This window comes from Pantoea sp. AG702 (assembly GCF_003182295.1).
In the GTDB taxonomy this organism is placed as follows: Bacteria; Pseudomonadota; Gammaproteobacteria; order Enterobacterales; family Enterobacteriaceae; genus Pantoea; species Pantoea ananatis.
On the sequence record NZ_QGTU01000001.1, the window covers coordinates 1 to 25,256 of the forward strand.

General features: G+C 42.5%; 21 protein-coding genes and 2 pseudogenes. 8 read left to right on the forward strand and 15 right to left on the reverse strand.

Translation table 11 applies throughout. The annotated features are described in order from the left end of the window. Positions 1–73: 73 nt before the first annotated feature. From DFO57_RS00005 to DFO57_RS00015, 3 genes are all read right to left on the reverse strand, one after another. Positions 74–325, reverse strand: a complete 252-nt coding sequence (locus DFO57_RS00005; protein WP_233255838.1) for a hypothetical protein — start codon at positions 323–325, stop codon at positions 74–76. Between the two features lie 296 nt (positions 326–621). Continuing rightward, a complete protein-coding gene (locus tag DFO57_RS00010; protein WP_110014950.1) occupies positions 622–1,713 on the reverse strand; it encodes a relaxase/mobilization nuclease domain-containing protein in 1,092 nt (363 codons plus the stop codon). Positions 1,714–1,731: 18 nt separating this feature from the next. Beyond that, positions 1,732–2,124 carry a hypothetical protein gene (locus tag DFO57_RS00015; RefSeq protein WP_110014951.1) on the reverse strand — a complete coding sequence of 131 codons (393 nt, stop codon included), beginning with the start codon at positions 2,122–2,124 and terminating at the stop codon, positions 1,732–1,734. Positions 2,125–2,597: 473 nt separating this feature from the next. On the opposite strand from DFO57_RS00015, the gene DFO57_RS00020 reads away from it, so the two are divergent. The 5 genes from DFO57_RS00020 to DFO57_RS00040 all read left to right on the forward strand — a co-directional run bounded on the left by DFO57_RS00020 (position 2,598) and on the right by DFO57_RS00040 (position 9,257). Further along, the gene (locus DFO57_RS00020) at positions 2,598–3,251 is read left to right on the forward strand and encodes a hypothetical protein (RefSeq protein WP_110014952.1); all 654 of its coding nucleotides are present in this window, start codon (positions 2,598–2,600) and stop codon (positions 3,249–3,251) included. Beyond that, positions 3,248–4,645 (forward strand): adenylate/guanylate cyclase domain-containing protein, encoded by a 1,398-nt coding sequence (locus DFO57_RS00025; RefSeq protein WP_110014953.1) that lies wholly within the window; start codon positions 3,248–3,250, stop codon positions 4,643–4,645. The genes DFO57_RS00020 and DFO57_RS00025 overlap by 4 nt, the downstream gene beginning before the upstream one ends. A gap of 70 nt (positions 4,646–4,715) precedes the next feature. Then, positions 4,716–6,833, forward strand: coding sequence for an ATP-dependent endonuclease (locus tag DFO57_RS00030; protein ID WP_110014954.1), 2,118 nt, complete (start codon positions 4,716–4,718; stop codon positions 6,831–6,833). 2 nt (positions 6,834–6,835) lie between these two features. Next, positions 6,836–8,587 carry a UvrD-helicase domain-containing protein gene (locus DFO57_RS00035; RefSeq protein ID WP_110014955.1) on the forward strand — a complete coding sequence of 584 codons (1,752 nt, stop codon included), beginning with the start codon at positions 6,836–6,838 and terminating at the stop codon, positions 8,585–8,587. Positions 8,588–8,813: 226 nt separating this feature from the next. Next, positions 8,814–9,257, forward strand: coding sequence for a hypothetical protein (locus DFO57_RS00040; RefSeq protein WP_110014956.1), 444 nt, complete (start codon positions 8,814–8,816; stop codon positions 9,255–9,257). On the opposite strand, the gene DFO57_RS22545 is transcribed toward DFO57_RS00040, so the two are convergent. Both DFO57_RS22545 and DFO57_RS00045 read right to left on the reverse strand, forming a co-directional pair. Beyond that, a complete protein-coding gene (locus DFO57_RS22545) occupies positions 9,234–9,458 on the reverse strand; it encodes a hypothetical protein (RefSeq protein ID WP_146206682.1) in 225 nt (74 codons plus the stop codon). The two genes, DFO57_RS00040 and DFO57_RS22545, sit on opposite strands and share 24 nt — an antisense overlap. A gap of 67 nt (positions 9,459–9,525) precedes the next feature. Next, a pseudogene (locus tag DFO57_RS00045) lies at positions 9,526–9,888 on the reverse strand (integrase); the annotation flags it as partial. A gap of 99 nt (positions 9,889–9,987) precedes the next feature. Between DFO57_RS00045 and DFO57_RS00050 the strand changes: the two are divergent. Next, on the forward strand, positions 9,988–10,371 hold the full coding sequence (locus DFO57_RS00050) for a hypothetical protein (protein WP_110014957.1): 384 nt from the start codon (positions 9,988–9,990) through the stop codon (positions 10,369–10,371). Between the two features lie 78 nt (positions 10,372–10,449). Here DFO57_RS00050 and DFO57_RS00055 read toward each other — a convergent pair whose 3' ends face one another. Further along, positions 10,450–10,896, reverse strand: coding sequence for a DUF943 family protein (locus DFO57_RS00055; protein WP_110014958.1), 447 nt, complete (start codon positions 10,894–10,896; stop codon positions 10,450–10,452). Positions 10,897–12,089: 1,193 nt separating this feature from the next. Then, a complete protein-coding gene (locus DFO57_RS00060; protein WP_110014959.1) occupies positions 12,090–12,638 on the reverse strand; it encodes a hypothetical protein in 549 nt (182 codons plus the stop codon). A gap of 576 nt (positions 12,639–13,214) precedes the next feature. Here DFO57_RS00060 and DFO57_RS00065 point away from each other — a divergent pair. Then, on the forward strand, positions 13,215–14,954 hold the full coding sequence (locus DFO57_RS00065; protein WP_014606348.1) for a glycosyltransferase family 39 protein: 1,740 nt from the start codon (positions 13,215–13,217) through the stop codon (positions 14,952–14,954). An 88-nt stretch (positions 14,955–15,042) separates the two neighbouring features. Here DFO57_RS00065 and DFO57_RS00070 read toward each other — a convergent pair whose 3' ends face one another. The 8 genes and pseudogenes from DFO57_RS00070 to DFO57_RS22705 form a co-directional block, all read right to left on the reverse strand. Beyond that, positions 15,043–15,486, reverse strand: coding sequence for a hypothetical protein (locus tag DFO57_RS00070; protein WP_013024960.1), 444 nt, complete (start codon positions 15,484–15,486; stop codon positions 15,043–15,045). Between the two features lie 770 nt (positions 15,487–16,256). Continuing rightward, positions 16,257–16,608: pseudogene (locus tag DFO57_RS23025) on the reverse strand (RHS repeat-associated core domain-containing protein); the annotation flags it as partial. A gap of 165 nt (positions 16,609–16,773) precedes the next feature. Then, complete coding sequence (locus DFO57_RS00080; RefSeq protein ID WP_013024961.1) at positions 16,774–17,079, reverse strand: hypothetical protein; 306 nt, start codon at positions 17,077–17,079, stop codon at positions 16,774–16,776. Continuing rightward, positions 17,076–17,267: an HNH endonuclease gene (locus tag DFO57_RS00085; RefSeq protein ID WP_078828531.1), complete on the reverse strand. Its 192-nt coding sequence runs from the start codon at positions 17,265–17,267 to the stop codon at positions 17,076–17,078. The genes DFO57_RS00080 and DFO57_RS00085 overlap by 4 nt, the downstream gene beginning before the upstream one ends. A gap of 356 nt (positions 17,268–17,623) precedes the next feature. Then, positions 17,624–18,070 carry a hypothetical protein gene (locus DFO57_RS00090; RefSeq protein ID WP_014606347.1) on the reverse strand — a complete coding sequence of 149 codons (447 nt, stop codon included), beginning with the start codon at positions 18,068–18,070 and terminating at the stop codon, positions 17,624–17,626. Then, the gene (locus DFO57_RS00095) at positions 18,061–22,221 is read right to left on the reverse strand and encodes an RHS repeat-associated core domain-containing protein (RefSeq protein ID WP_110014960.1); all 4,161 of its coding nucleotides are present in this window, start codon (positions 22,219–22,221) and stop codon (positions 18,061–18,063) included. The genes DFO57_RS00090 and DFO57_RS00095 overlap by 10 nt, the downstream gene beginning before the upstream one ends. Positions 22,222–22,238: 17 nt before the next feature. Then, positions 22,239–22,676 carry a DcrB-related protein gene (locus DFO57_RS00100; RefSeq protein WP_013024967.1) on the reverse strand — a complete coding sequence of 146 codons (438 nt, stop codon included), beginning with the start codon at positions 22,674–22,676 and terminating at the stop codon, positions 22,239–22,241. A gap of 154 nt (positions 22,677–22,830) precedes the next feature. Beyond that, positions 22,831–22,980, reverse strand: coding sequence for a hypothetical protein (locus DFO57_RS22705; protein ID WP_019105962.1), 150 nt, complete (start codon positions 22,978–22,980; stop codon positions 22,831–22,833). A gap of 457 nt (positions 22,981–23,437) precedes the next feature. Here DFO57_RS22705 and DFO57_RS00110 point away from each other — a divergent pair, with 457 nt between their 5' ends. Beyond that, the gene (locus tag DFO57_RS00110) at positions 23,438–25,066 is read left to right on the forward strand and encodes an ABC transporter substrate-binding protein (protein ID WP_024471175.1); all 1,629 of its coding nucleotides are present in this window, start codon (positions 23,438–23,440) and stop codon (positions 25,064–25,066) included. Positions 25,067–25,256 lie beyond the last annotated feature (190 nt).

Consider the following 25,256-nt stretch of genomic DNA (forward strand, 5'->3'; position numbering starts at 1 on the left):
TTCGTCGGAAAATCGCTTCTTCATGGGGATGTCCTCATGTGGCTTATGAAGACATTACTAACATCACGGTGTATTAATCAACGGGGAGCAGGTCAACGTCAGACTCTCCGAATACATCTCTGGTGCTGGCATTCCACTTTTTGATGCGGAATTTTTTATAGGCAAACATCAAGAGCATGATGCTTGCGAAAATCCATACGATTGCAAGCTGGACCAAACCCTGAACACCTGAGAAATAGAAAATGACAATCGGAAGTGCAATAGCAATCCACACCCGTTTCATCATAAGGAAGTTTGGCTGTTTTACTTCAGTAATTGCTGTCATAGATTCTTCCAAGGTTAGTTTTACTGAATCGAAGGCGCACGTATGCATCAGCTTATTCTGCCGATAAATCAGTGTGCTATGTGTTTCCGTTTGAAGTTACATTACGGCTTAGAAATGGGGTCTAGCAAATCATTTATACCGATCGATCGCTTTCTTTTGATAGTCAATGACTATCATAATATTAATATTGATCAGTAATAACGATCGATCGTTTTTGTCTATCAATTTGAAATAGAATGGGAATATTTATAGTGTTTGACTTAATGAGTAGTTTTAACTCACTGAAAACTAGCTCTTTAAAGTCGTTTGAAAGCGTTTTTTATCGCGGAACTTTGAAAATTTATTTCAGAAATCTTTGGTGTTTCGGAGTTGCCGGTTCGTATTGCGGTATAGATAACATTTCTTTTGAGAGGATTAAGAATCGTTGAACCAACAGCTTTCAAACTAGCAACAAGCTCCTCAAGGTAAGGTATCCACTGCAACCAGCGAGACTGGATATGTTCTCTGGAATTTGCCATGAGGGGTGTAGCTGCGGGATGAACTTCAATGGGATTCGAAACGTTTTCATTGTCGGCAATCGATTCAGGAACAACAGCCTGTATTGGTTGAGTCACGGTGATTCGCTTACTCATGTTTGACCAACTGTATGCTTTACCGAGCTGTGATGCCTTAAAAGCGACTCCCTGATGCTTAAACGAGAAACCGTTCATCTTGCCAGTAGATGCGATGTTTGCTGTCGCTAATATGTTTTGCTTTTGCAGTTCATCGGTGAATTCCTCGATAGTGATTTCATTGAAGAAGACTAAAACCGCATCTATCGCTTCCTGTATCACTTTCTTAGAAGCTTTCTCTCCAGTCCTGTTCTGCATCATTGTTTCGTTACGAGTAAGCTTCCTCTGTTTCTGTGGTGGTGTAGCACGAGAAGGACCTGTCGTTCTGGTGAGCTGATGATCTTCTTCAAGCTCCTGAATGATACGAGTGCTCTTAAGGTTCTCGTTCCTGCCCAAGTAAAGCTGGTCATCTGCTAAAACGTTTATCCGCGAAGCAATGATGTGAATGTGCTGTCCTGCCTCGTCGTCATGCAGAACATAGCAACGGAGGTGAGTGTCACAGAATCCCATTCGCTTCATGTAATCGTCAGCAATGTTCCTCCATTGCTCTTTAGTGAGTGATTCACCTACTGGGAGACGAAGGGAGTTATGCCAAACTGGTTTCGTAACATCCTCTCTTAGCTTCTGAGTCTTTACGAACTCGGCGGTCAGCTCGTCTACAGTAATGCCCACAAGATTGCCACCAATCACCATTGGTGTAGTCATGTGATGAGGAGCAGGGGCAAGCGCATACGAGATGACTCCTCGGAAGTTTTTACCCCTTTTTATTTTATTCATACCCTTCATCTTGGATGATCACTTTTCAAGTGTCAGCAGAGCATCTCTTACATGCGACAGTTTCAATTTTAAAGCGCTTACTTCCTGCGATAGTGGCTGAGCATATTCGCCTCTGCGAAGCAGGAACGAAGTAAGATCATTCAGTTTCTGTAGGGAACCAGTAAGCTCCTGCCAGGCTTCTTTGTTGATTTCGGGAACAGAAGGGGGAAGTTGCTTGAGAGCTGAGGATCTCAGCCAACAGCTTCTGCTTAGCTGTCCTCTGAACTGGTTTACTTTGCTCAGCTCAACCTCATTTAATCTGACAGTCACTGAGTGTTTGCGAAGACGATTAGGGGGTAATTTTTTAACGGCAGGGTCATTGGTAAATGTAGAAGGGAACTCATCGTCAAAAATAGTATTGTGTTCTTTCATATCAACTCCTTTTGATATTTTTATTAATAGCATATCCATATGCTAACTATAATAATTACCATAAAGGTCAATTGCGTCAATGGGTTGAGATTGAAGTTTTTGCTTTGATCTTTCTTTTTCAACCGAAGGGCAGAAAAAGCAAGGCAACTGAGCATCGCTAAGTTAGCCCTTGCTCAAAGTAGCAGAAAGAAATTTAACGATTTAGTAATGGAAAAAACAAATGTAACTGATCATTTAATATATCTAAAAGATATTAGAACATCGATTAATATTCACTTTCTACATTTTGGTTTAAGTGGTAAGAGGTAATTTTTAGTTAAATACTTGAAAATTATAGATAAAATTTCATGATGAGTTTACTGAAACTTATTGACATACATTTGTTAGAACTGTAATTTATTAGGAATGTTCTTATTTTTATGAAATTATCTCTATAAAGACTTAAGGGAATTTTCTATGATTGGTCAAAATTGATGGATAAAGATAAAATTGAGTTGATTATCAAATCACTGACAAGGACCGATAGTTATCTAAACTATGCAAATACTAAGTCAACCATATTATTAACATTATCATCAGCTATCTTGACTATAGTTGGTGTTAACCTGTCAAAAGTGCTTCCGTGTGGAATTGAAGGATATAGTAATTTCTCATGGGTTTTATTTATACTGTTCCTTATTTTAGGAGTGTTGCTTAACATCTTTTCCATTATTAAGTCACTAGGTTCAATGGCTCCCTTTATTAAGAAAAGTAGCAGAGAGAACATTTTTTCTTTCGTTGATATTACTCATTACTACAAAAGTGGGGATGACTACTTTAATAAAATAGCTAATGAGAATTATTTAGATTTAGGAAGGCAGTTGTCAGTGTTGAATTATACGCTATCAGAAGGGTTAATAAAAAAGTATAAAGGGCAAAAAGAAGCGGTTTTATATTTGAAGCTGTCACTTTTGTCTTTTTTAATGACGATATCATTTCCTTGGGTAGAGTATGCTTTGGGTTTATTTAATAATGAAGAGAGCGGAGTGATAATTTTAAGTCTTCTTGTTCTTTTGCTTCTATTAATTATCGTTATTTTGGTTGCCTTCATATTATACCTATTACTGATGGGAAGAAATAAAAAATGAGCATCAAAGATCTGTATAAAAATTTAAACTCAGACATTGAAAAAATATCTAAAAGAAGTAAGTCAGAAAGTTATGATTTCTTTAGCAAAAGAGCTTTTGACTCTGCGGGGATGGAGAGTTTAGAACCTGTATCGGAAGATGCGAAAGATGTGGAACTGGAAAGGTTTAGCAAATCATTATTTGAAAGTGTCAATTCACAGAGCGTTATAATAAGAGATGGTTTAACACCACTCAGTGATTACGAAGCTGTTCGAGGCTTACGGGAAGCTTTTGGTAAGCCTGAGAGGGAGGAAGTGCCTACGATAGGAACCCATCCTGAGTTTAGAGGTTTAGAATTAGATAATACAACTAAGTTTGGTTATGTAGTCACAATGTTTATAGACATAATAGGCTCTACTAAACTTGGCCTTTCATACAGTCCTTCAGACGTGTTTCTCTTTAAAAATAACATCATCACTGGAGTTATTGAAACAATTAATGCCTTTGACGGGCATGTACATAGAATAATGGGAGATGCTGTTATGGCTTTCTTCCGAAGTAAAGAAAACGAAGACCGCAATACATTAGAAAATAGTGCTATCGATGCTATTAATTGTGCAGCATATTTTATTGAAGTAATGAATGAAATAGTAGCACCACAAATAAAGGAAGTGGCTGATGAAAATATCGGTATCAGAATTGGTATCGATATAGGTGAAAGCGATTATGTCTTGTGGGGTAACTATGGAATACCAGGTATAAATGAAGTCACTGCTACATCTTTTTTTGTTGATATAGCATCTAAACTACAGCATAAGGCTCCAAAAAATTCCATTATGCTTGGCGAGAGTTTAGTTAAAAAATTAGGGCTTACTATTAATGATTATCTTGAATATAAAATAAAAAATAGCGAGCCGGATAGATATGTTATTGACTATACATCTAAAAATAAAGAGAGATTACGGTATGGTCAGTATTTGCTGAATCAGACCAAATATTTTTCACTCCTTCCGCACGGTGTTAAACCTTGCCGTATAAAAGTTGATATTACCTATAGCAATGATGAATATGGCTTTTCTAATAAGCAGAATTATATAAGCTGTGGTTCAGTTATTCCTAAAAACAAATGGATCAAGTTCCATGCTTTTTTCCATGAAGGTTATGGAGAGAACTATGAATCACTTAAATTCAAATTTCGCGTTGTGAACAATGGAGCAGAGGCCAGTAAAAAACACAATAATGACAACCATGAAACTGAAATTATAAAGCAAGCTCACGAAAAAGAAAATGGTATATTCCATGCTTACCATCGAGAAGAAACTTCTTACAAAGGGTTGCAGCATATGTATATTTCTGTAATTTCAAACGGAAAAATAATAGAAAGTGAATTTCCGTGCAGTATATTTATACAGTAATATGTTTTTAAATTAATTAACCGATTGCAATTGTATAGCTTAGTCAGTTTTTAAAAATGGGAGTTTCTCTATGTATATTAAAAAGATTTCAATAAAGAATTATAGGAATTTTCATAAGTCAAACTTCCATTTTTTAAAGGGGGCCGTCAATACTATTATCGGAGAAAATGCTTCTGGTAAGACAAACCTTTTCAATGCCATGAGGCTGATCTTAGATGATTCACTCCCACTAAATTCTCGGATACTTTCCAGCGAAGATTTCAATCGAGGTTTGAAAGAACCATTTGGGCACTGGATTATTATTACCTTATATTTTGATGATCTCAGTGAGTATGAAGAAGAACAAGTAATTGCAAATTATTCCTTGAATGATGGGAACGATGAGTTAGGCACAGAAGGTAATTATACTTTTATATACCGCCCTAAATTTAATGTTAGACAAGATCTTTATGATTTGTCTTTAACTAATGATAGTTTTGAGAAAAGAGAAGAGGCATTTTCAAACTACATTTCCAATCATATTATCTCTAAAGAAACTTATGAGGCTGTAGCATTTGTCAGAACGAAAATAGACTTTACTAATGATGAAGTCTATAAAGATATAGTTGGAGATTTCATAAATCTAAGCTTTTCAGATCCAAACGATGATGCTGAGAAGTTAGGTTGTAAAAAACCGCATTTCTTTTCTCTTGGAAGCGAGGTAGCTTGCACATATGTTAAGGCATTAAGGAATGTAGTTGCTGATTTAAAGTATTATAAAACAAACCCTTTATATAAACTTCTTACATTAAAAAGTAAACAGATTAATAGCAGTCCTGATGTTGTTGATGATGTAAAGGGAGTGAATGAAAAAATATCTTCTATACCTGAAATAAAAATGCTAAGCGAAAGGATTTCAGCCTCTTTGACTAATACGGTTGGTTCAACATACTCTCCTAAAATAATGGTGTCATCTCAGCTTCCAGAGGATTTCGTTGAACTTATACAGTCGCTCGGCTTAGTAGTTGAGGATTCTTTAGATTATAATGGTTCAGGAAGATTAGATGATTTAAGTTTAGGTGGTGCTAATCTTATTTATCTCGCATTAAAACTTTATGAATATGAAGAAATCAGAGATACCGAAGAACACATTACTCATTTCCTATTAATTGAAGAGCCTGAAGCTCATATTCATACCCATATTCAAAAAACTCTTTTTGATAAGTTTAACTTTCAAAACACACAGGTTTTTGTTTCTACCCATTCTACACAGATCAGCTCAGTATCAAATATATCTTCGATGAATGTTTTAGCACGACAGAAAGGTTACACCGAAATCTATAGGCCTTCGAATGGTTTAAACAAAAAAGAAATCTATTCGATTGAAAGATATCTCGACGCAATTCGCAGTGATTTGCTATTTTCCAAAAGTGTAATTTTGGTAGAAGGTGATGCGGAGCTTATTCTTATACCTACAATGATAAAGAAGGCTTTAGGTATAAGTTTAGATGAATTAGGTATAAGTCTCATAAAAGTTGATGGGACGGTATTCAAACACTTAGCTAATCTTTTCCATAATGACAGGTTAAAAAGGCGGTGTGCTATATTAACAGATTTAGATTCAGCTTATGTTACTAAGGCTGATGATATTTTTGGCTCTAAATTTGTGGAATCTTTGGTGAATGCAGATATTGATGGTGCCCAACGGAAAGCTAAATTGGATGAAGATATTAAGCATAATGAGTATGTATCAGTTTTTTATGCCGAGAATACATTTGAGACTGAATTGGTTAAATATGTAGAAAATAGCGAACTTTTTATCAACGTTATGAGAGAAAGTTATAGTAAAGAGTTTGATCTTAATGAAAATATAGGTGATATAAACTCAAGTGATATAAGAGTAAGATATAAAAGAGCTTTGAAATTTGCAAATAAAATCGGAAAAGGTTGGTTAGCTACAAGTATGGTCGAACATGTAACTGTTGATAATCGCATACCTGATTACATCCTAGAAGCTATTAAATATGTGCTTATGGATAGGGATTTAATGCCGATCTATGAAAAAATGCTTTCCTATAATTTGTCTTTAATGAAAGAAGCTGGATGGGAAGAGGAAGAAAAAATATCCGCTAAGCACGGATTAAATAATAAAATTCAAGAGTATGGTCTCCATTGTCCTGACAGTTTTTATAGATTATGGGAGTTATAATTATGCCTTACAGGAATCTTACTGAAGAACAATGGGATGCTGTTAAGCACAATGGAAATTTATTGTTAACCGCATGTCCTGGTTCTGGGAAAACGAAAACTCTTGTATCAAAACTTTGTTACATGTTAGAAAATAAAGAACCATCAGGGGGATGTAAGAAGAGAATCATCGCCCTTACATATACAAATATAGCTTCCGATACTATTTATGAAAGGTTGATTTCATTCGGTGTAGATATCAAAAATCTATGGATTGGAACAATTCATGGTTTTTGCTTGAACTGGATTATCAAACCTAATTTGGACAGAATTCCAAGGCTTGCGAAAGGTTTTAGTGTTATTGATGAACACGAGAGGGAGTTCATAATTAATGAATTAAAAGAAAAATATGGAATAGGTCTTTATGATAGAATTGCCACTCAATTGACCAGTGATTTTAAATATCCATACTCTAAAGGTGATGATAAGCTTAATTTAGTTAGAGATTATCACAGGTATTTAAGTGCTAATCGACTAATTGATTTTGACCTGATTCTTAATATATCCCTCAAGTTGCTTAATAAAAATAGGTCTCTTTGCAAACGATTGTCACTATTGTTTGAACACATTTTAATTGATGAATATCAAGATATTTCTTCTCTGCAATATGAGATTTTAAAAGCTATGTATTCTGAAAAGAACAATGTATTAACTCTTATAGGTGATAAAGAACAAGCTATTTATACAGGGCTTGGGGCTATCGTTAAAAGTAAAGAGGAGTTATCAGAATACTTTGGTATTAATGATTTGGTAGATATGAATCTAACAGGATGCTTCCGTAGTAGTCAATCTATTATTAATTTTTATAGTAATTATAAAGATGGAAAATTTAACATTAACTCTTTATCCAATTTTAAAGACTTCCCTTCAGTCATTCTCAAAGAAAGCTCTATAGAAAAATCACAATTATCGCATTATGTTGCCGGAATCATTGAAACACACTTGCAACAAGGAATAACTCCTAACGAGATCGCTGTTCTTTGCCCAAGTTGGTTTGATGTTATTAAGCTCTCAGGGGACATTTCCAAATTAGGCAATGAATTTGAAATAGATGGGGTTACGATATCTCCAATTCCTAAAAACTCCGAAAGTTTTTGGTTGGGTTTTATTAAATTGTTCTTTGTTAAAAGAGTGCCTAAAAATTTCACCATTCGACAAAAAATCATTAATGAATTTTTCGCTGAGATATACCTTCATTCACCTGATACTTTCCCATATTCTTCAAAAACTATTTTGTCGCAGATAAACCGCATGGCTATGCTTGCCAATTATGATACAAGTATTGAATTGTGGATTGAGGCGGTTATAACTGAATTTTGTGGAATTTTTAAGCTAAATTTACATGAGGGTAGTTTTTATCATAATGAAATGCTTTCTCTTATTCATGCTACTACTAAAAGAATGAAAAAATATGATATGAATTATAGGGCAAGTGACTTATCTTCTTTTTATAATTTCAGAGGTGGAGTGAAAATAACCACATGTCACTCGACCAAGGGCGATGAGTATGAAGTTGTAATTTGCACTGGTTTGCTAAATGGGAAAATACCTCATTGGGATGACATAATTGACTGTAGTCGAAAACATAGTGATTACACCGCAAGACGACTTTTGTATGTTATATCTTCACGAGCAAAAAAACACCTGTATATGATTTCAGAAAGTGGTCATATGACAAGAAATGGCTTTCCTTATTCAATTACACCACAACTATAATTGTCATAACTGCTTTCCACTCCTTTGACTTGCTGATTAAATAATATTTCTGCGATATGTCAGGGTAGGGAGTATGTAAGTTGACTCAGTTGATTTTTATTTTTTAGAATGATATTTTTCCAAGGCATTTAGTAAAAAGATTTTTCATAATTAATTTTACGCTATCGATATTGACAATCTTATATATTTGTATCATATAGATGATGTAAATATATGGGAGGTTAAAATGAAGTTTAAAATTGAGATTATAGATTCTTGGCCGGTTGAAGCAATTGAAAAGGGTGGTTTTAATCACATAAACTATCTCAATGATCTATTTACACCTGAGATGAAAAGGTTGTTTGTTATAGAAGGTGATATGGTTACTGAACATACTATAATGGCACCTATACTTTCGGATGTTCCTGAGGATTCATTATTAAGAATTAAAGTTTGCGATCCAAATAACTTCCTAATAGAGATTGTTGATAAATGGCCAAATAATGTCAGTCCTAAGCAGGGCTTTATTCCGAAAGAGAAATTCAATAAATTAGGTTTTGGCTATCTAGCAATGATAGATAAAATCTCTGTTTTACCATCTCATATCGAATTCAAAGCATTATTACCATATTATAAAAATCATCTTGCAAAGAATGGTCCGTGGCCTTTAATAATTATAACGAAGGTTTAAGGCTATGCAATCACGTTCAGCTTCTTCATAGGTAGCATATGCTATCGGAGGTTTTTTTTTGATAAATGTATTTTTGAAGCATAAATAATAGACTGTAGTTCCGTTTTCATCGAAACCCACTACATCATATTCAGGTTTAGAATTGAATTGGTCATCATTACCATTAGGAGGAGGAAAACCTCCATTTTTGATTTTACTCATAGCTTATCCTATGTTTTTAAATTATTTGTAGAATCTTTTTACACTTACGGAATTTATATGTGTAAAGTTAACTTGTCAATCCTTTTTTTACTAACTTACCGAAGTTTAATAGCGCTTCCTGCCGTTCACTGTAGTAATCATACCTATCATAAATCTCCTCAACTCCTTTCAGTTTGTGGTTCAGACACCTCTCCGCCACATGAGGAGGAACAGAGGGATAAGTAAGTAAATTCCGGCTGGTTCTTCTCAAATCATGAACAATAAAATATTCAATATTACCCATAATATTTGGTGGTTGCTTCTTTCTGCCATGTTCAATTCCTAACAGCTTCTCTATCCCTCTGTTGAGAGTGTCTTTTCTCATGTGCTGGGACTTGCTCACACGGTGATTAGTAAAGACATAATTTACTCTGACAATGAGTTCTTCCAAAAATCTCTATTAGATTGTATGTGAATTATATTTACAAAAAATCAATCTGCGTTAAAGAAATTATAAATAAAAATGTAGGGTTTTATAAGTAAAGATAAAATGAAAGATGAGAAAATATCATTTTCTGAGGCAAAAGAGTTTCTTAATAAAGTGCATAATGATTTAGTAGCTTTATTAGCGAAAAATAACATTACCGAAAGCTATAGAATGTATCCTGCCGAACATATTGTTTATATTATGTTTAGAGAGTATTACACCTCTCAGGATTGCTTGAAAATCGTGAGCATAGTTGAAGGTTTTGAATTAACCGAACTTGTTGAATACAATAGTGTTGACTGGTGGTTTTTTTCAGCCTTAGCATTTGATGTTGATACTGATAAGATTATAAAAATAATTCAAGAAAAAATCACTGAAGAAGAGAAAAGCAAAATAAATTCTGTGCTTGTTAAAGAAGATGACGGGGTTGTTAAAAAAAGAATTTAGTCCAAAAAGTCTTAAAATAGTCTGACTTTCATGGTCAGGCTATTTCAACTGTGATGCACTTTACTGAAAAATATTTTATTATTTTAGTGTTACTCTACCATCAGAAGTCTGGATAAACGTTTTATCGCCTATGTTTATAAATTCCTTTCCATTAGCGCTCCCTCTTATAACTAATGCTATGCTGTTATAAACACATTTCTTATGCTCGCCATTAGTATCATCAAAGCAAGTGTAGTCATTAACTGAACCATCTCTGGTTCCTGTTGGTAATTTTTCATAATCACCGAAATTCATTATGATAACTGTGAAGTTATCTGGAGTATTGATAATCTGATATTTTTTCTGAAGTGATTCTTTGTTTTTCAACCACCAGTTTAATTTCCCTTCTGTAGTCATCGGTAAATGTTCTACAAAAACCGCATCATTATCAACTCTGACTATTTTTGCTGGTCTTATAGCAATCCATATGCAGTATGCTATTATTAAAAAAACTAAAAATGCTCCAATCCGTTTATAGTTAAACATTGTTTTCTCCTGTCAATGTTATAATGGCTTCGAAGTCTTTGGAAAGTAGCTTGTAAGCAAACTACTTAACCCTACGTAGAACGAACCATGATTAATTTTTATCGATTTCTTTCATTCAAAATAAGTCCCTTTCAGTCAAATGACTAAGTATCATACATTTTACGTTTGTGAGTTAGGTTAAGAATTTTCTCAACATTTTCTATTCAATGAATCATCCAAGCTCACACAAGCACTCATTGATAAACCACAGTCATGGTGGTGAGCAATTTGTTAAGGGGGCATATCTGGGGGCAGGTAACAAATCGAAATGAAAAAAATTACATACAGAACAGAGGACTAGCTAGAAGGTTTGAATCCTGTAGGGGCGCCAATATATTTCAATGACTTACCTCCTTTCTCCTCAAGCAAGTTTTTCAATGTGGGACGGATTTGGGACACGACTGCCATAAATCGCGTCAATTTTGGGGCTTGTTCGATCTTGTGCCAGATTGACATGACCTCGTCTTAAAAAATGTTTAGCACCCTTACGACACAGAAAATGAACTGAAATTTAGCCAGAATCCAAACAAGCCTATGAACGACGCCATCAAACATGCGTGTGAAGCTCAGTGCAGGCAGAACGCTCCACATCGTTTGTCAAAAAAGAGGTCTTATTAATCGCCTGGTACATAATATGGCGGGGACTTTGTTTTAAGTTTGGTATTAACCTCTGCTGTTGTTGGTGCACGCGCTAACCTTTACTGTAAATTTCGCTATAGCTAAATCAATGGGCTACACCTCACGCTACTCATTTCAAAAGGAGCTTGCATGACGAGAAATCTTACAAGGAATAGGCTAAACGGTATTAAAAACGCATTCGTTATCCACATCTTCGGAATGACCTGCTGATAAGCTTATTGGATTAAGGCTGAAGGGTTTCACTAAGCAACGTTTGTGGTCAGTTTTAAACTGAATCCTGTGACGGGGAGAATTATGCCAGAGTTTTTCTTATTGGAGCTGTCTTAAGGCGCTGCGCCTAAGAGATTATGACAAAAATTGTGCTACTTTTTGTGTAAATTAAAAAACATATAAAGATCAAACTGAAAAAAAAGCCAATGATGATACTAATAAGATGTAAAAAAAGAGTAGAAACTGGTTTGTTAATACTCCAGTTTTTACTCTTTGGTTTGAGGATTTTACGGGAAATATAAGTTTTATTTTTTAATAAAACTGTTAGCAGAAAAAGCGGAAGCGCTTTCTTTTACCATTTTTTCTGCTTCAGTGTTGATTCGTCTTTCAAATATTTCTTTGTCGATAAGAAAATCTTTTTCATCGATGACCAGTGTGTAATTGGGTATATGCTCAGATCTGTACTGAATGTATGTCGTTACATGCAACTTAAAGGGTAAGTTAGAGGACAGCGTACCCGCTTTCATTGCCTTATCTCCGGAAAGACCTTGCTGCTCGTTAACTCTATTTGCGATGTTAGTTAAAGCATTATGAATATCGTCTGAGAAATTTTTTGGATCCAGGTTACTGAGGTTGATTTCTTTCGGGGCATTATCAGATGCAGGTGCTAAGGTAATATCCATCCCACGTCTTTCGCTATAAACTTCGCCGAGATTTACGCTGCCGGCTGCGGTCGTAATGATATGTTTTTCTTCAAAAATGAGTCCTTTATTAACCATCGCGGCACAAAATACAGCACCACCCAGAATAAAAGACGATACGAGTAATGCAACGCCATACTGTTTTGGAACCATGAGACTAAGTCCTTTTTATTAATATTACTTATCTGATTATTTTACATCAAGATGACAAGCGCTAACCTCAAAAAAGCACACTTTATTTTGCTTTATTAATGCGTTAGAACGTTCGTAAAATGTGACTGGTGTTTGTGGATGCCAGGGTATTGAGACTGAAACAGAGGAGTAAGCCCCCTCTTTTTGATGTTTTTTGAACAAATTCATTTGGCGGAGGTGTTACAGATGCAGGTTTTTTGCTCAACATAAATTTTTTTCTCAACAAACAGCCCCACATCATTCTTATCTTAAACCTCTGCCTAAAGCACAGAATGTTTATTCCTCGTTTACTTCGAATTCTTTATCTTATGCAATATCAGTAAGCGCTAATGCTTCCCTTTTCGTGGTGAGTTCACCCATGTATAAGCAAAATTGAAAAGGTCATTGCATTAACTGTATACGTTATATCTGAAATGAATCGGGTTAGCGGGTATTTAAAAGATAGCTTTCGCATGGACATGACGACTGAGTCAGCATCGACAAGGTTAAGTTTAAACCAACCCATTAACGTAAAAAACAGGCAGGGCAGGCCAGTAAATGGTGAATACAAAAAATTGCCAAAGCGTCTTTCCAGTTACGCGGGCAACAGGTCCGGAACGCTTTTTACTTCGAAAGTTCGCCAGTAAAAGCAACACTCACGCTTACGCGACCATGCCCTTTTTACCTGCTCCCCAGCAAATCTCACTCGTATTGTGCGTGCTTGTCTTTATCTGCTGGTTACTACCGGGGCTGTTTGGACATGAACCGTGGAAACCGGATGAAGCCTATACGTTCGGGCTAATCCGTCATATTGCCCAGACTGGCGACTGGGTCGTACCTACCCTGGCAGGCGAACCCTTTATGGAGAAGCCGCCACTGTATTTTATTGTGGCCTCTTTTTTTCTCCGCCTCTTCAGTCCGTTGTTAGGCGAGCCCGATGCCGCGCGTATGGCAACCGGGTTTTTTATCGTGCTTGCATGCTATGCCATTGCGCTTTCGGCCAGAGAGTTGTTCGGCAAGGGCGCAGGCCGCTGGGCCGTACTTATCCTGTTTGCCTGTTTGGGCTTTCCTGTCCGGGCACACCAAATGATTACCGATATCGCCTTGCTGGCAGGCGGTGCCACTGGCATTTATGGTTTCATTTTGGGGATTCGCCGCCATGTGCTGGGTGGCGCGATACTGGGTATTGGCGCAGCGGTGATGTTTCTCTCTAAAGGGCTTCTCGGCCCGGGCATATTGGGACTGACAGCGCTGACGTTACCCTTGATGAATACAGCGTTTCGTAGCAGACGCTATATCGTGTTTTGTGCTATCGCGTTTCTGGTCTTTTGCCCGCTGGTAGTGCCGTGGCTGTATGCGCTCTGGATGCGTTCTGAAAAGCTGTTTTCAACCTGGCTACTGGTCAATAATTTTGGCCGTTTTGACGGTACCGCTAAGCTCGGGCCTAAAGCGAAACACTTCTTTTACTTTAAACTGCTTCCCTGGTATGCCTTTCCTGCATTGCCGATGGCTGCGTGGTGGCTCTGGCGCAGTTGGAAAACCGGCATCAGCGCATCCGCAATGGTACTGGTAACGTTTTTTTTAGCCGGTTTTGTCACTCTGTCGAGTGCATCTGACGCGCGGGAGCTTTACGCCATGCCGCTGCTTCTGCCGTTGGCCATACTGGCAGCAGGTACCTGTCAGCAGAAAACCCTCTGGACGATAAAGTTGCGGCCATGGGCACTCGGCTTATTCTGCCTGCTTCCAACGGTGATGTGGGGAGCGGGCATCATCCTGATGACCGGCTGGCCTGCGCCACTGTGGAATAAATGGGTGGCACAGGGTGCGCCCGGATTTACGCCTCAGATTTCATCAGTGATGTTTGCAGCAGCATTACTGGCTACTTTATTGCTGAGTGGGCTGGTGTTTTTGAATCGCACCTGCCGGGAAAGTCCCTTATCAATTTTTACCAGTTGCATCACGCTGTGCTGGGTGTTGGCCATGACGCTGGGCATGCCGTATCTGGATTACACCAAGCGTTATTCTGATGTTTTTCTCCCGCTGCGGGCATGGTTGCCAAGGGATGAATGTGTCGCGAGCCGGCATCTTGGTGAACCACAACGGGCTTTACTGGAATATTACGATGGGCTGGTAACGCTGCGAGAAGGGAAGCACAGAGGTGCCTACCGCTGTAACTGGCTATTCCTGCAACATGATAAAAGGCATCCTGAGGAGTTTGTCGACGGGACGTTGGTCTGGCAAGGGGAGCGGCCTGCGGATAACGAAGAGAATTACCAACTTTATCGACTGAACAGATAAGCCAGTATTTTTCATGCTTAACTCGCCTGAGATCATTTTGCAGGCGAGTGACGATTCGTTACATCGGCTATTTCAGTAAAATCTGCACTCAGGGAAGCGACAGATGAACTTCATTTTCTTTTGGCGCCCAGTCTCTGTCAGAGAACTCATCTACAGAATAGGAGACATTGCGCAGCCCCTGGGTGCCAAGAAAGTTTTTTACGCCCTCCTGAAGATTACCGTCACGAAACAGCTCAGCAATAACAAACAGGGCATCGGAAAGCGAAAGCGTTCTGATTTGCGCAGGTAACCAGTTTGTACGCGTGAAGATCAGATGATAAAGCGCTTCATCTCCCGACAAGGGAAAATAGCGCGTACCAAATTGTTTGCGATGCTTGTCCAGAATGATTTCAAGAATGAAAATCTGTGCTGTCCGTTGCCTGATTTGATTCACAAAAACATTTTCGGAATTGCCCATATCCAGCGTCGTGGCATCGTTGTTCTGCTTGACGCGCGTCTCAATAGCATTCCAGAGATTGTCATACTGATTCATAGCTTACCTTGTCCGAAAGTGTCGTTATCATAACAACGTTAGCAGAAGGAACTCGTGCGGCAAAGGTTGCGAGTATAATCAGGCGCTTTCGGCCGGAAAAAAACAGTATTGGCTTTACTGCTTCACTGCCGCTGCGTAGTGCCCTGCAAAGTCGGGCTGTGCAGTATGACGTTTTTATGAAGCGGAGAAAGAAAATAGCAGAAGTTACGTTTGATGCAGTGAAAAAAAATGGCCACAAAGGGCCATGTCGAGGAATTCAGACGCGATTAATGCAACACACCGGCAGTGGTTAAACAAAGTGTGCAAAACGCAACGCTGAATGCAGAGAAACCCACCAGACCAAGAACGACGAAACCGAAATTTCTCATATCGACCTCCACCGTGTCCAGGTGACACAGCCAAATCATAGGGCTGGCGGGTAAAAAAGTACATACTGTTAATAAAGACATAGAAAATACTGCTGTGACATTCATTAAATGGCTATTCTCGTCATTTTACCGGATTTTAAACGTGGGTTGTTTTTTGTTATCTAAAGCATCCCACTCATCTATGTGGCCAGATATTTATCGCCTAAATCAGATAAAAACTGCTTTTAATCTATTAAAAAAATCTTATTGTCTTTTACATCAGTCCTGACGCTTCTTAGAGACGTTGGTTACCTGAATAGAATTGTCCAAAGCTGACTGGCCGTTGATGGGTGCTCTACTTTTTACGATGTTATCTGAGGCGCCATGATAAGCAGCATCTTTGTATATATTGATTTTATCAACACTCAACCCCAGCGGATCCACCCAGCTCAGAGGGTTAGGTGCATACTGATACAGGTTCCAGCTGCCTTCCAGCCCTATCGGATCCTGAACCGTAAACCGTCCCACCTGGGGATCGTAATAGCGGAACAGATTGTAATGCAGACTGGTTTCGCTGTCCGCATACTGGCCCGCATAGCGCAGGGGCTGATGGGGCAGGGCAGACTGTTTTGCCAGCCGGGTAAAGCCCTCCGTCTGTCGGCGCACCGTAAATATTGGTGTTTAACCACAGCATATCGGCCCGGCTGCCCTCTGACATATGATCAACGCGCGCCAGCGGGCCTCAGGCCTCGTTGGGATCGTACACATAGTTCTTAAGTGGGCGTTATTTAATAAATTTTTTTCATGTATGATTTTACGAAATATCTATTATTTTTATATAACAAATTTGATGCGCTTAGAGCAGGAGAAAGAATTTTGAATGTCGTGTTTTGATAAAAAAAACTGGAAAAATAGTATTTATTTTTTTAGCTTTGAATAATTAATCCAGAAAATCATCATTTTCAAGATAATGGACGACCGCATTTAAAAAGTCGTCTCTATCAGAATCGGGATGATGCTCAAGCTTATTTTCAACTATAGCTTTGAAAATAGGTGCCTCTAAGAATGTTCCGTAATGTTCTTCAAGATCAATCTCCTCATCTTCATCTTGAGCGATAAAGTATTTTCCCTCATTAATATCTTTTTTAGATTCAAGATCAAATGACTCCTCAACATAAAGCCAGCCTACGTCAGGAATTTCATCACGCTTTGTCAATAACTCATCGAAACCATTAATTACAATCATTTAACACCTTTTTTTCGGCAACTAGTTCCACCACCCCATTTATTTCGCCCACCTGTTCCATCGGGGTGATAAATTTTATGGTAGCTTTTATGATCATTAAAATCAGCAAGTTGTAAAGAGCCGGGTGAATCGCCGTGATGCCAAGCCATGTTTTTTGGCGAAGAACCTCTAAATTTATTATTCTTCATACGTTGAACATGTTCAACAAGACCAGGATATTTTTTTGTAGTTCACGCTTAAATTCGGGAACTTTTTATCAGCCCGCCTAATACTATTTGATCTCCGGCATCTGTCAGCGCCCCCGGAAGGTCTTTCAGCCAGGCGCTGACCTTTTACAGTTAAAGCTTGTGACGCTAAGGTCCTCAATACAGCCACACATGCTCGCGCATACTCTGCGGGGTTAGTCGACAGGAGCTATGCCTCATACAAATAGATCTGGCGTAATATATGATGCTTTGCATTTTTTACCCACAATTATTTGGATGTTTTCCCGATTGGTTTAGCTTTATATTTAATGTTTTCTACTGTGATTGTTTTTTATAAACTACCACTCCGCTTTTTCAATACCATACTCGCTACTAAGAACAACAAAACCTCTACTGAAATCTTCTTTGATAAATATCCTGTCTCTACTATTACCCATGATTTCTTTACCATCCCAGAATAACTCTTGACTTTCTTTAATGGTCTGAGAGGGTAATTTCAGAAAAAAGATGTTATTTTCTGTCATGAAATATGTTATAAGATATTCAAAGCCTGAGATTGAATCTATAAAATTTTCAAAATTACTTTTCTGCGTATTAATGTCGTATACTTCATTTTCTAGTACTAATAGATCATAAACATGATCAATTATTGATTGATAAGAGATGCTACAAACCTCAATGCTATCTTCTCGAACACCTGTTTCAGCGATTATCAATTCTATCAGTTTTTTTAACTGACCTTTTTTTTGGGCTTCTTTTAATTTCTCTTTTAATGTCAAGGACATCTTTTTTTTCCTCGCATATCTGTAATTCCAATCTTATTTTCGGGGATATGTCCTGGATGTTGATTGTAACGGACATTTTTATCTAATGGGTTTCCATGCAAATCATCGGCAGTGTGTAAATGAGGGCCCCTGCCAAATTTATCATCCTCATGCATGATGATATATTTTTTATCACCGTTATGATTAAATTCCCAGACTGTTCTGTTTTCATATTTAGAATCGAAAACTTTTACAGCTTGTGGTGTATTTGTATTTTTAGGTATACCTAATTTCCTTTTAGCTTCCCTAAACATAGCTTTGAAAGTTGTGGACAGATTACTCAACCCCAGCGGATCCACCCAGCTCAGCGGGTTCGGCGCATACTGATAAAGGTTCCAGCCGCCTTCCAGCCCTATCGGGTCCTGAACCGTAAACCGTCCCACCTGCGGATCGTAATAGCGAAACAGATTGTAGTGTAGACCGGTTTCGCTGTCCGCATACTGGCCCGCATAGCGCAGCGGCTGATGGGGCAGGGCAGACTGTTTTGCCAGCCGGGTAAAGCCCTCCGTCTGTCGGCGTACCTCGCCAAAGCTGCCGTACTGACCGCTCCAGCGGATATCGCCCCGTTCATCGGTTACCTCCAGCGGCGCACCGTTAATATCGGTGTTAAACCACAACACATCGCCCCGGCCGCCTGCTGCCATATGGTCGATGCGCGCCAGTGGGCTCCAAGCCTCGTTGGGATCATACACATAGGTCTGGCACTGGCCGTTTTCCTGCAGCTCCTGTAACAGACGATAGCCCTGCCACAGAAAACGGACTTCTTTACGATCGTGCTGGGTGCTGACCACTTTGCGGGTGCGCCTGCCCAGCGCATCATAATGATAATGCGCGGTAAACCCGCCGTCCGGGCCATTGCCTTTGGCGCTGATGAGCCGGTTTTCGGCGTCATAGGTAAAATGCTGCTCATGCAGGCCGCTGCGTCGACTGACCAGGTTGCCCCAGTCATCGTACTTCATAAACAGGTTCTGCCAGTGATGCAGACGGTTGTCGGTAACTGGCAACGCGTGCAGTGCATCGTCGTTTGCCGCCAGGTTGTCCGCATTATCATAAGCAAAATGCGAGGTGCTGTGGCCCTGTCTGGCTTCATAGTGCTTCAGCAGGCGGCCTTCATCATCGTAACCATAGATAATGTCGCCGCGCAGCGTATCACTGACAGACTCCAGTTCACTGCGTGCCGAATAGCGGAAAGCGCGTTCCAGAATGGCTTTTTCCGGTAGCACCACCTCGCTATGCAATTCACTGCGCTGCATCGTGCGCCTGCCAAGGCTGTCGTACTGACGCGCCTGCTCACGCGCGCCCTGACTGCGGAAAATTTCCCGATGCAGGCGGTCGCGGGTAAATTCACTGACCAGTTGCTGATTAAAGCGAATCGCGCTGACATGGCCAGAGCCATAGTGCAACCAGGCAAGTTGCTGTTCACCCGGCAGGGTCAGATGGGTGAGGTTGCCCAGCGCATCCCATTCGTAATCCAGTTTCCCGTTTATACCGGCTTCTGTTAACAGCTGACCTGCGACGTCATAGGTAAAGGCGATTTCATCTTCTTCGATACCAAGCGCCATTCCGTCGCTGGTCGGCGTGCGAACCAGGCTGGCAAGTTGACCGCTACGATGACGCCGGTAGTGGTATTCAGCATGCTGCGTTGTGCGCTGGGTAATCAAGCCGCTGTCGTCGTAGCTAAAGCGCTGCCAGCGTCGAGCTATGCCACCGTCATTAGCGGGCTGGCCATTTTCCTGTAAACCAATGAGAAAGCCACGAGCATTCCATTCCATATTGCGTGAGGTCTTATCGGGCCGGATCTCACTCAATGGACGGCCGAGCGGATCGCAGGTAAAGCGATAGTCACCGCCGTTGCCGTTTTCCAGCCGCAGCAGATTACCGCGGGCATCGTAATGCCAGCGACGCGTGCGACCAATGCGGTCCGTCAGGCTTACCGGTAATCCGAGTGCGTTATAGGTCCAGCGGACTTCGGTTTCCAGCGGATCGCGCCACGCACTGAGCTGCCCCTGGGTGTTCCAGTGCAGGGTTTCCCGGCTACCGTCTGGATGGATGATGGCGCAGAGTTGTCCCTTGTCATTCCACTCGCGCTGGGTGACATGACCTTCAGCATCCACGCTGCGAACAAGCTGGCCAAATCGGTCGTAGCTAAACGTCGTTACGCTGCCAGAGCAGTCGGTGCGCTGCGTCAGCAGCCCTTGTCGGTTCCATTCCAGCTTCACCACGCCGCCCGTTGCATCGGTGATGCTGTCTGGCAGCAGTTCTGTGTCATCAGGGTAGTGATAGGTGGTGACGTTATTGAGCGCATCGGTTTCAGTCAGCAGGCGAACATTAAGATCGTAAGCCGCCTGAGTCGCGCTCAGATCGGGATAGTCCGTACGGATCACGCGGTCGGTCATGCGGAACCAGTGATAAGTGGTTCGACGTCCGACCGGATCGATCTCCTGCTTCATGCGACCATAGCGGTCCCAGTTGCTGCAGCGCATGGCACCGCCGGGCATAATCACATCGCACAACTCGCCTGCGCGGTAAACCAGCATGGTCTGGCGGCCGTCGAAGTCGGTGAAGCGGGCGACATGATCGTCATCGTCAATGAGCCAGTGAGCTTCAACGCCGTCATCACGTCGCGCGCGTCGGATACCGTTGTCAAAATCGTACTCAAAATCCAGCTGTTCGCCGCCGCTGTGACGGAAGGCCAACACTCGCGGGAGGCCATCGATCTCCTGCCAGCGATACTCACTTAGCAGGCCATTCATATCTTCATGGGCGACCATCAGGCCATCGCGCCACTGGAAGCGTCGGCGCACGCTACCGCCCCGGCCCGTTACCGTAACGAGTTGGCCGATATCATCATAAGCGTAACTGACCAGACAAATATCGTCATCCAGCCAGGCACCTGCGAGCCGGTTATTCGCATAGCGGCAGGTTACGCGCTGACCGGCACTGTCTGTCAGCGCAGCCAATGTGTGATCGGGGTTCCAGTCGAACTGAATCTCATTGCCGCAGGGCTCGGTCAGGCAGAGGGGAAGAGCAGGGGCATCATCGCGCAGGGGCATAAAATGCCAGCGCTCACCGCTGATGTCATACAATGACCAACTGTCGTCCCGATGATGTTCCAGCCAGCGTTTCTCCGCTTCGCAGTAGGTACGCTGGCCTTTTGGCACCAGAGGAAAAGAGACGTAATCGCCGGAGGACGCACGCCAGACCAGCCCATCCTGGTAGCGTTCCAGCCGTGTTTCCCAGAACAGGTTCCAGCCACGGCCTAATACGCTGTCGCCGGGATTACCGCTGCGCCAGTAGCGCTGCCAGCGTAGCGGCAGCCGGGAGGGCAGCACAAAATCCAGTTCATCATCGCCGCTAAGAAACTTCTGGCCGCTTACGATATCAACGGGACGGGCAAGAATACCTGCGGCCGCCACACCGGTCATCAAGGCACCAGCACGGCAGGCCACCCGGGCGATTTTATTGATACCGGGAATCTTGCTCAGTAATTTACCCAGCGCGCCGACCTTGCCAGCCGCACCGCCCACGCCACCGGCCAGCCCGGCAAACAGCAGGGTAAGATCGGAGGCTTTATAAACCCATTCGGGCACTTCAGGTTGGACAGGCAGCGTTTGTTCAGGCTCGCCGCCGATATAGACGTTGTCAGAGCCCGTCATCACTTTGGCATCGCAGGTGGTGCGATCGTCGATGCGTGATGCAGGCAGGCCGTTGATATACACCCGGGAGGAGCCTTCCGCCATCTGCTGCGGACCATCGTCCTTGCAGGCCACTATGCTGTTGGTGGCCATGGCGGCGGGTTTACTGTTAATAAAGACGTTGGGCGAACCGGTGGTAATCTTGCCCTTTGGGGTCATGCTGGCCGCCCCAGCATCCGCTATTCCGTCTCGCGCGGCGGTGGCCAGTTCGCCAGTAAGGTAACCCACGCCGATACTGAGTCCAACCAGCAATACGCCCACGCCAAGGCAGGAGGCGCCTATCCCGGCAATCATCAATGCACCCGCAGCAATACCGCCCGCCGCAGCGATCAGTCCACCGACGATAGTGCCTGCAATCATGCCCGCCAGGGCATGAGAGTGACCGATATCATCGCCGAGGCGTGCAGCTTCAAACATGATAATTGCCCTTGTCGTTAAGCGTTAAAACGAAAACTTTTAAGCAGTGCCTGAAACTGTTCGCTGTCCGCGTCACCAATGGCGGACGTAGAGGTCATGGTAAAGACCAGTACTTTGTGACCATCGGGCGTGAAGACCGACTGCTGTTGCCAGATACGTTTGCCGTCACGCAGAAAACTGGCGTGTACGCATTCACCCTGTAGCAGCGCGTCACCCAATACCGCAGCGCTACGTTCGGTTTGTTTCCATCCCTTTATGTGTTTTTGCATTAGCGTGAGCTGACGGTCGATGTACGCAGGCAGCGTTTCACCCTCGTTAAGCGTATCGCGTGAAATATTAAAAGCGGGAGCAGTGGCATCAGAGGCGGTGAAAGCGTTAACCGTGCGGTCCTGATAATCATCAGGCAGTGTGATTTGGCCTTCAGTAAACAGACAAGCGATGTTTGAGCCTGACATCGTGCAGATTCCCTATCCTTAAGATGTGCTCAAGTTTGTCATGAAAAGCGGCGAATCTCCAGCAAAGGCATGCGCAGAGAGAGGGCGTAAATGTAATGTCAGAATAATCCTGATCGCGATGCAAACAATGGCCTCCTGGTGAGGCCATCATGTGTTACCTGTGTGGACCGCCGCCAGGCCCACCGCCGCCGCCAGGGCCCATATGTCCCGGGCCATCGCCTCCAGGGCCCCAGAATGGCCAGACACAACCCGAAAGGGCAGAAACACTTGCTAACGCGATAACGAACAGAATCACTTTTTTCATACAGGCTCCTGATTAACAGGAATGACTATATCAAGCCCTGCTTGTACAAGTGTGTGGCGGATGAAAAAGACCCGGCAGGATAGCGTAAAAGTTCCGTTAATCGGGGCGTTCAGCAGCGAAAACCGGTCGCAGCCCCATGTTCTGGCCTTGTCGCGCGCGTTTAATCCTGAGAACACCTTTCCGAATATTCCCGTTATCCCTGATAAACGAACCACGACAGTTATTCACGCAGGCAACATCGTTATGTCTGATAGCTGAAAATGAACATATGCAGATTACAGCGGCGCTGTTTTTGAGCGGATACGCCGGCTCCTTGCATCAGAACTGTGCAATACAACGCGGTTTTAGTCTCAGATCGGGTGCAGGCTGGCGTGGCGCTTACCCTTATCTCTGGCCTGTAAATTGCAGTGCTGATGGGGTGAAGTCATCTTAAAACAATGCGAAAGGAGTTGGACGAATGTCGGTAAGCCGTTTATATGTTGCCCGTATGGGGTTGTCTGTAATTATCACGGGGTTATCGTGCTCGACGGCGGCCTTTGGGGCAAACGTACCCAATGGTGTGACATTGGCTCCCGTGCAGGAGATCGTGCGGGGCAATGGAGCCGAGCCTGCTACCCTGGATGTTGATAAAGCTGAAACCAACGATGCCTTTTCAGTTATTAACGACCTGTTTGAAGGGCTGGTGCGGACTGATCCAGAGGGCAAAGTCATACCGGGACTGGCTGCTTCGTGGGAAACGGCCGACAACAAAGTCTGGACCTTTCATCTTCGTCCTGACCTGACATGGTCAGACGGATCGCCGCTGACAGCTGAAGATGTTGTCTTCAGCTGGCGTCGTCTGACCGATCCCAAAACGGCATCGCCTTATGCATCCTTTGCTAACTATGCGCATATCCTTAATGCTGATGCGGTGACGGGCGGTAAAAGCCCGCCTGACAGCCTGGGCGTAAAAGCCTTAGACGCGCACACCGTGCAGGTTACTCTGGATCAGCCGGTGTCCTATTTTTTGCAGTTTGTTGCCCATCCTTCCCTGTTTCCGGTCAGCGAAAATAACGTTAAAAAGTTTGGTGAGGCCTGGACCCAGCCGGGCAACATGGTCAGCAGCGGTGCCTATAAACTGGATCAGTGGGTAGTTAATGAAAAAATCACGCTGAACCGTAATGATCGCTACTGGGATAACGCGCATACCGTAATTAATCGCGTAACGTTTTTACCGATTAATGATGTTTCTGCCGAGCTTAACCGCTACCTTGCCGGCGGCATTACCATTACGGACAACATTCCCGCCATTGATTTCCCTCGAATGAAAAAAGAGCGGCCCAAAGAAGTACACAGCACCTCTGTTTATAGCGTGTTCTATTTCCAGATAAATACGCACAAGGCACCCTTTACCGATGTCCGCGTGCGTCAGGCGCTGGATCTGGCGCTGGATAAAGGCATCATCGCCGATAAGGTCATTGGTATGGGGCAGAAACCGGCTTATACCGTTGTGCCATTATCAATGGGGGACGTCAAACTGTCTCCGCCTGACTGGGCGGGCTGGACCCAGGCGCAGCGCATCAAAAAAGCTCAGGCGTTACTCAGCGGAGCCGGTTTTTCAGCCAGCCATCCTCTGAGTTTTACCCTGCTCTACAACACCAATCAGGATAACCAACGTATCGCAATTGCCGCTGCTTCCATGTGGGGTAAAGCGTTAGGTGCGAAGGTCACGCTGCAAAATCAGGAATGGAAAACCATGCTGGATACCATGCATCAGAGGCAATATGATCTGGTGCGCTACACCTGGATTGGTGACTACAGTGAGCCCTCTACTTTTTTAAATACCTTCCGCAGTGGCGACAGTCAGAATAGCTCAGGTTATGCCAGCACAGCGTTTGATGCGGCAGTAAAAGCCGCGGGAATGGATACCGATCCAAACGCCGTAACCCTGGATTACCAGAAAGCCAGCGACATTATTGCAAAAGATGCGCCGGTTATTCCGGTTTTCTATGGTGCGCTCAACAAGATGGTCAGTCCAAAGGTCGGCGGCTATGCCCCATCGCATCTGGGTTTCTATTACACCAAGGACCTTTATCTTGTTAAATAAAACGCGCGGCGGTACGTTTCTGACGTAACCGAACTGCTGAGTGCTGTTTGCTCGCTGGGGCCAGCTTTTGGCCCTAGCTCGCCTGGTGACATCCCCCGCCTTTTCTGTCAGCGCCGTAAAACGTCCCTTCATATGCAGTCAAAGCCGTTCTCTGACACAGCAAACCCGAAAGATTGAAACTCGCTTGCAA

What these genes read in the sequence shown, in the direction of transcription:
- DFO57_RS00005 (WP_233255838.1), bottom strand. Translation starts at nt 325, where the DNA reads ATGACAGCAATTACTGAAGTAAAACAGCCAAACTTCCTTATGATGAAA.
- DFO57_RS00010 (WP_110014950.1), bottom strand. Translation starts at nt 1,713, where the DNA reads ATGAATAAAATAAAAAGGGGTAAAAACTTCCGAGGAGTCATCTCGTAT.
- DFO57_RS00015 (WP_110014951.1), bottom strand. Translation starts at nt 2,124, where the DNA reads ATGAAAGAACACAATACTATTTTTGACGATGAGTTCCCTTCTACATTT.
- DFO57_RS00020 (WP_110014952.1), top strand. Translation starts at nt 2,598, where the DNA reads ATGGATAAAGATAAAATTGAGTTGATTATCAAATCACTGACAAGGACC.
- DFO57_RS00025 (WP_110014953.1), top strand. Translation starts at nt 3,248, where the DNA reads ATGAGCATCAAAGATCTGTATAAAAATTTAAACTCAGACATTGAAAAA.
- DFO57_RS00030 (WP_110014954.1), top strand. Translation starts at nt 4,716, where the DNA reads ATGTATATTAAAAAGATTTCAATAAAGAATTATAGGAATTTTCATAAG.
- DFO57_RS00035 (WP_110014955.1), top strand. Translation starts at nt 6,836, where the DNA reads ATGCCTTACAGGAATCTTACTGAAGAACAATGGGATGCTGTTAAGCAC.
- DFO57_RS00040 (WP_110014956.1), top strand. Translation starts at nt 8,814, where the DNA reads ATGAAGTTTAAAATTGAGATTATAGATTCTTGGCCGGTTGAAGCAATT.
- DFO57_RS22545 (WP_146206682.1), bottom strand. Translation starts at nt 9,458, where the DNA reads ATGAGTAAAATCAAAAATGGAGGTTTTCCTCCTCCTAATGGTAATGAT.
- DFO57_RS00050 (WP_110014957.1), top strand. Translation starts at nt 9,988, where the DNA reads ATGAAAGATGAGAAAATATCATTTTCTGAGGCAAAAGAGTTTCTTAAT.
- DFO57_RS00055 (WP_110014958.1), bottom strand. Translation starts at nt 10,896, where the DNA reads ATGTTTAACTATAAACGGATTGGAGCATTTTTAGTTTTTTTAATAATA.
- DFO57_RS00060 (WP_110014959.1), bottom strand. Translation starts at nt 12,638, where the DNA reads ATGGTTCCAAAACAGTATGGCGTTGCATTACTCGTATCGTCTTTTATT.
- DFO57_RS00065 (WP_014606348.1), top strand. Translation starts at nt 13,215, where the DNA reads ATGGTGAATACAAAAAATTGCCAAAGCGTCTTTCCAGTTACGCGGGCA.
- DFO57_RS00070 (WP_013024960.1), bottom strand. Translation starts at nt 15,486, where the DNA reads ATGAATCAGTATGACAATCTCTGGAATGCTATTGAGACGCGCGTCAAG.
- DFO57_RS00080 (WP_013024961.1), bottom strand. Translation starts at nt 17,079, where the DNA reads ATGATTGTAATTAATGGTTTCGATGAGTTATTGACAAAGCGTGATGAA.
- DFO57_RS00085 (WP_078828531.1), bottom strand. Translation starts at nt 17,267, where the DNA reads ATGAAGAATAATAAATTTAGAGGTTCTTCGCCAAAAAACATGGCTTGG.
- DFO57_RS00090 (WP_014606347.1), bottom strand. Translation starts at nt 18,070, where the DNA reads ATGTCCTTGACATTAAAAGAGAAATTAAAAGAAGCCCAAAAAAAAGGT.
- DFO57_RS00095 (WP_110014960.1), bottom strand. Translation starts at nt 22,221, where the DNA reads ATGTTTGAAGCTGCACGCCTCGGCGATGATATCGGTCACTCTCATGCC.
- DFO57_RS00100 (WP_013024967.1), bottom strand. Translation starts at nt 22,676, where the DNA reads ATGTCAGGCTCAAACATCGCTTGTCTGTTTACTGAAGGCCAAATCACA.
- DFO57_RS22705 (WP_019105962.1), bottom strand. Translation starts at nt 22,980, where the DNA reads ATGAAAAAAGTGATTCTGTTCGTTATCGCGTTAGCAAGTGTTTCTGCC.
- DFO57_RS00110 (WP_024471175.1), top strand. Translation starts at nt 23,438, where the DNA reads ATGTCGGTAAGCCGTTTATATGTTGCCCGTATGGGGTTGTCTGTAATT.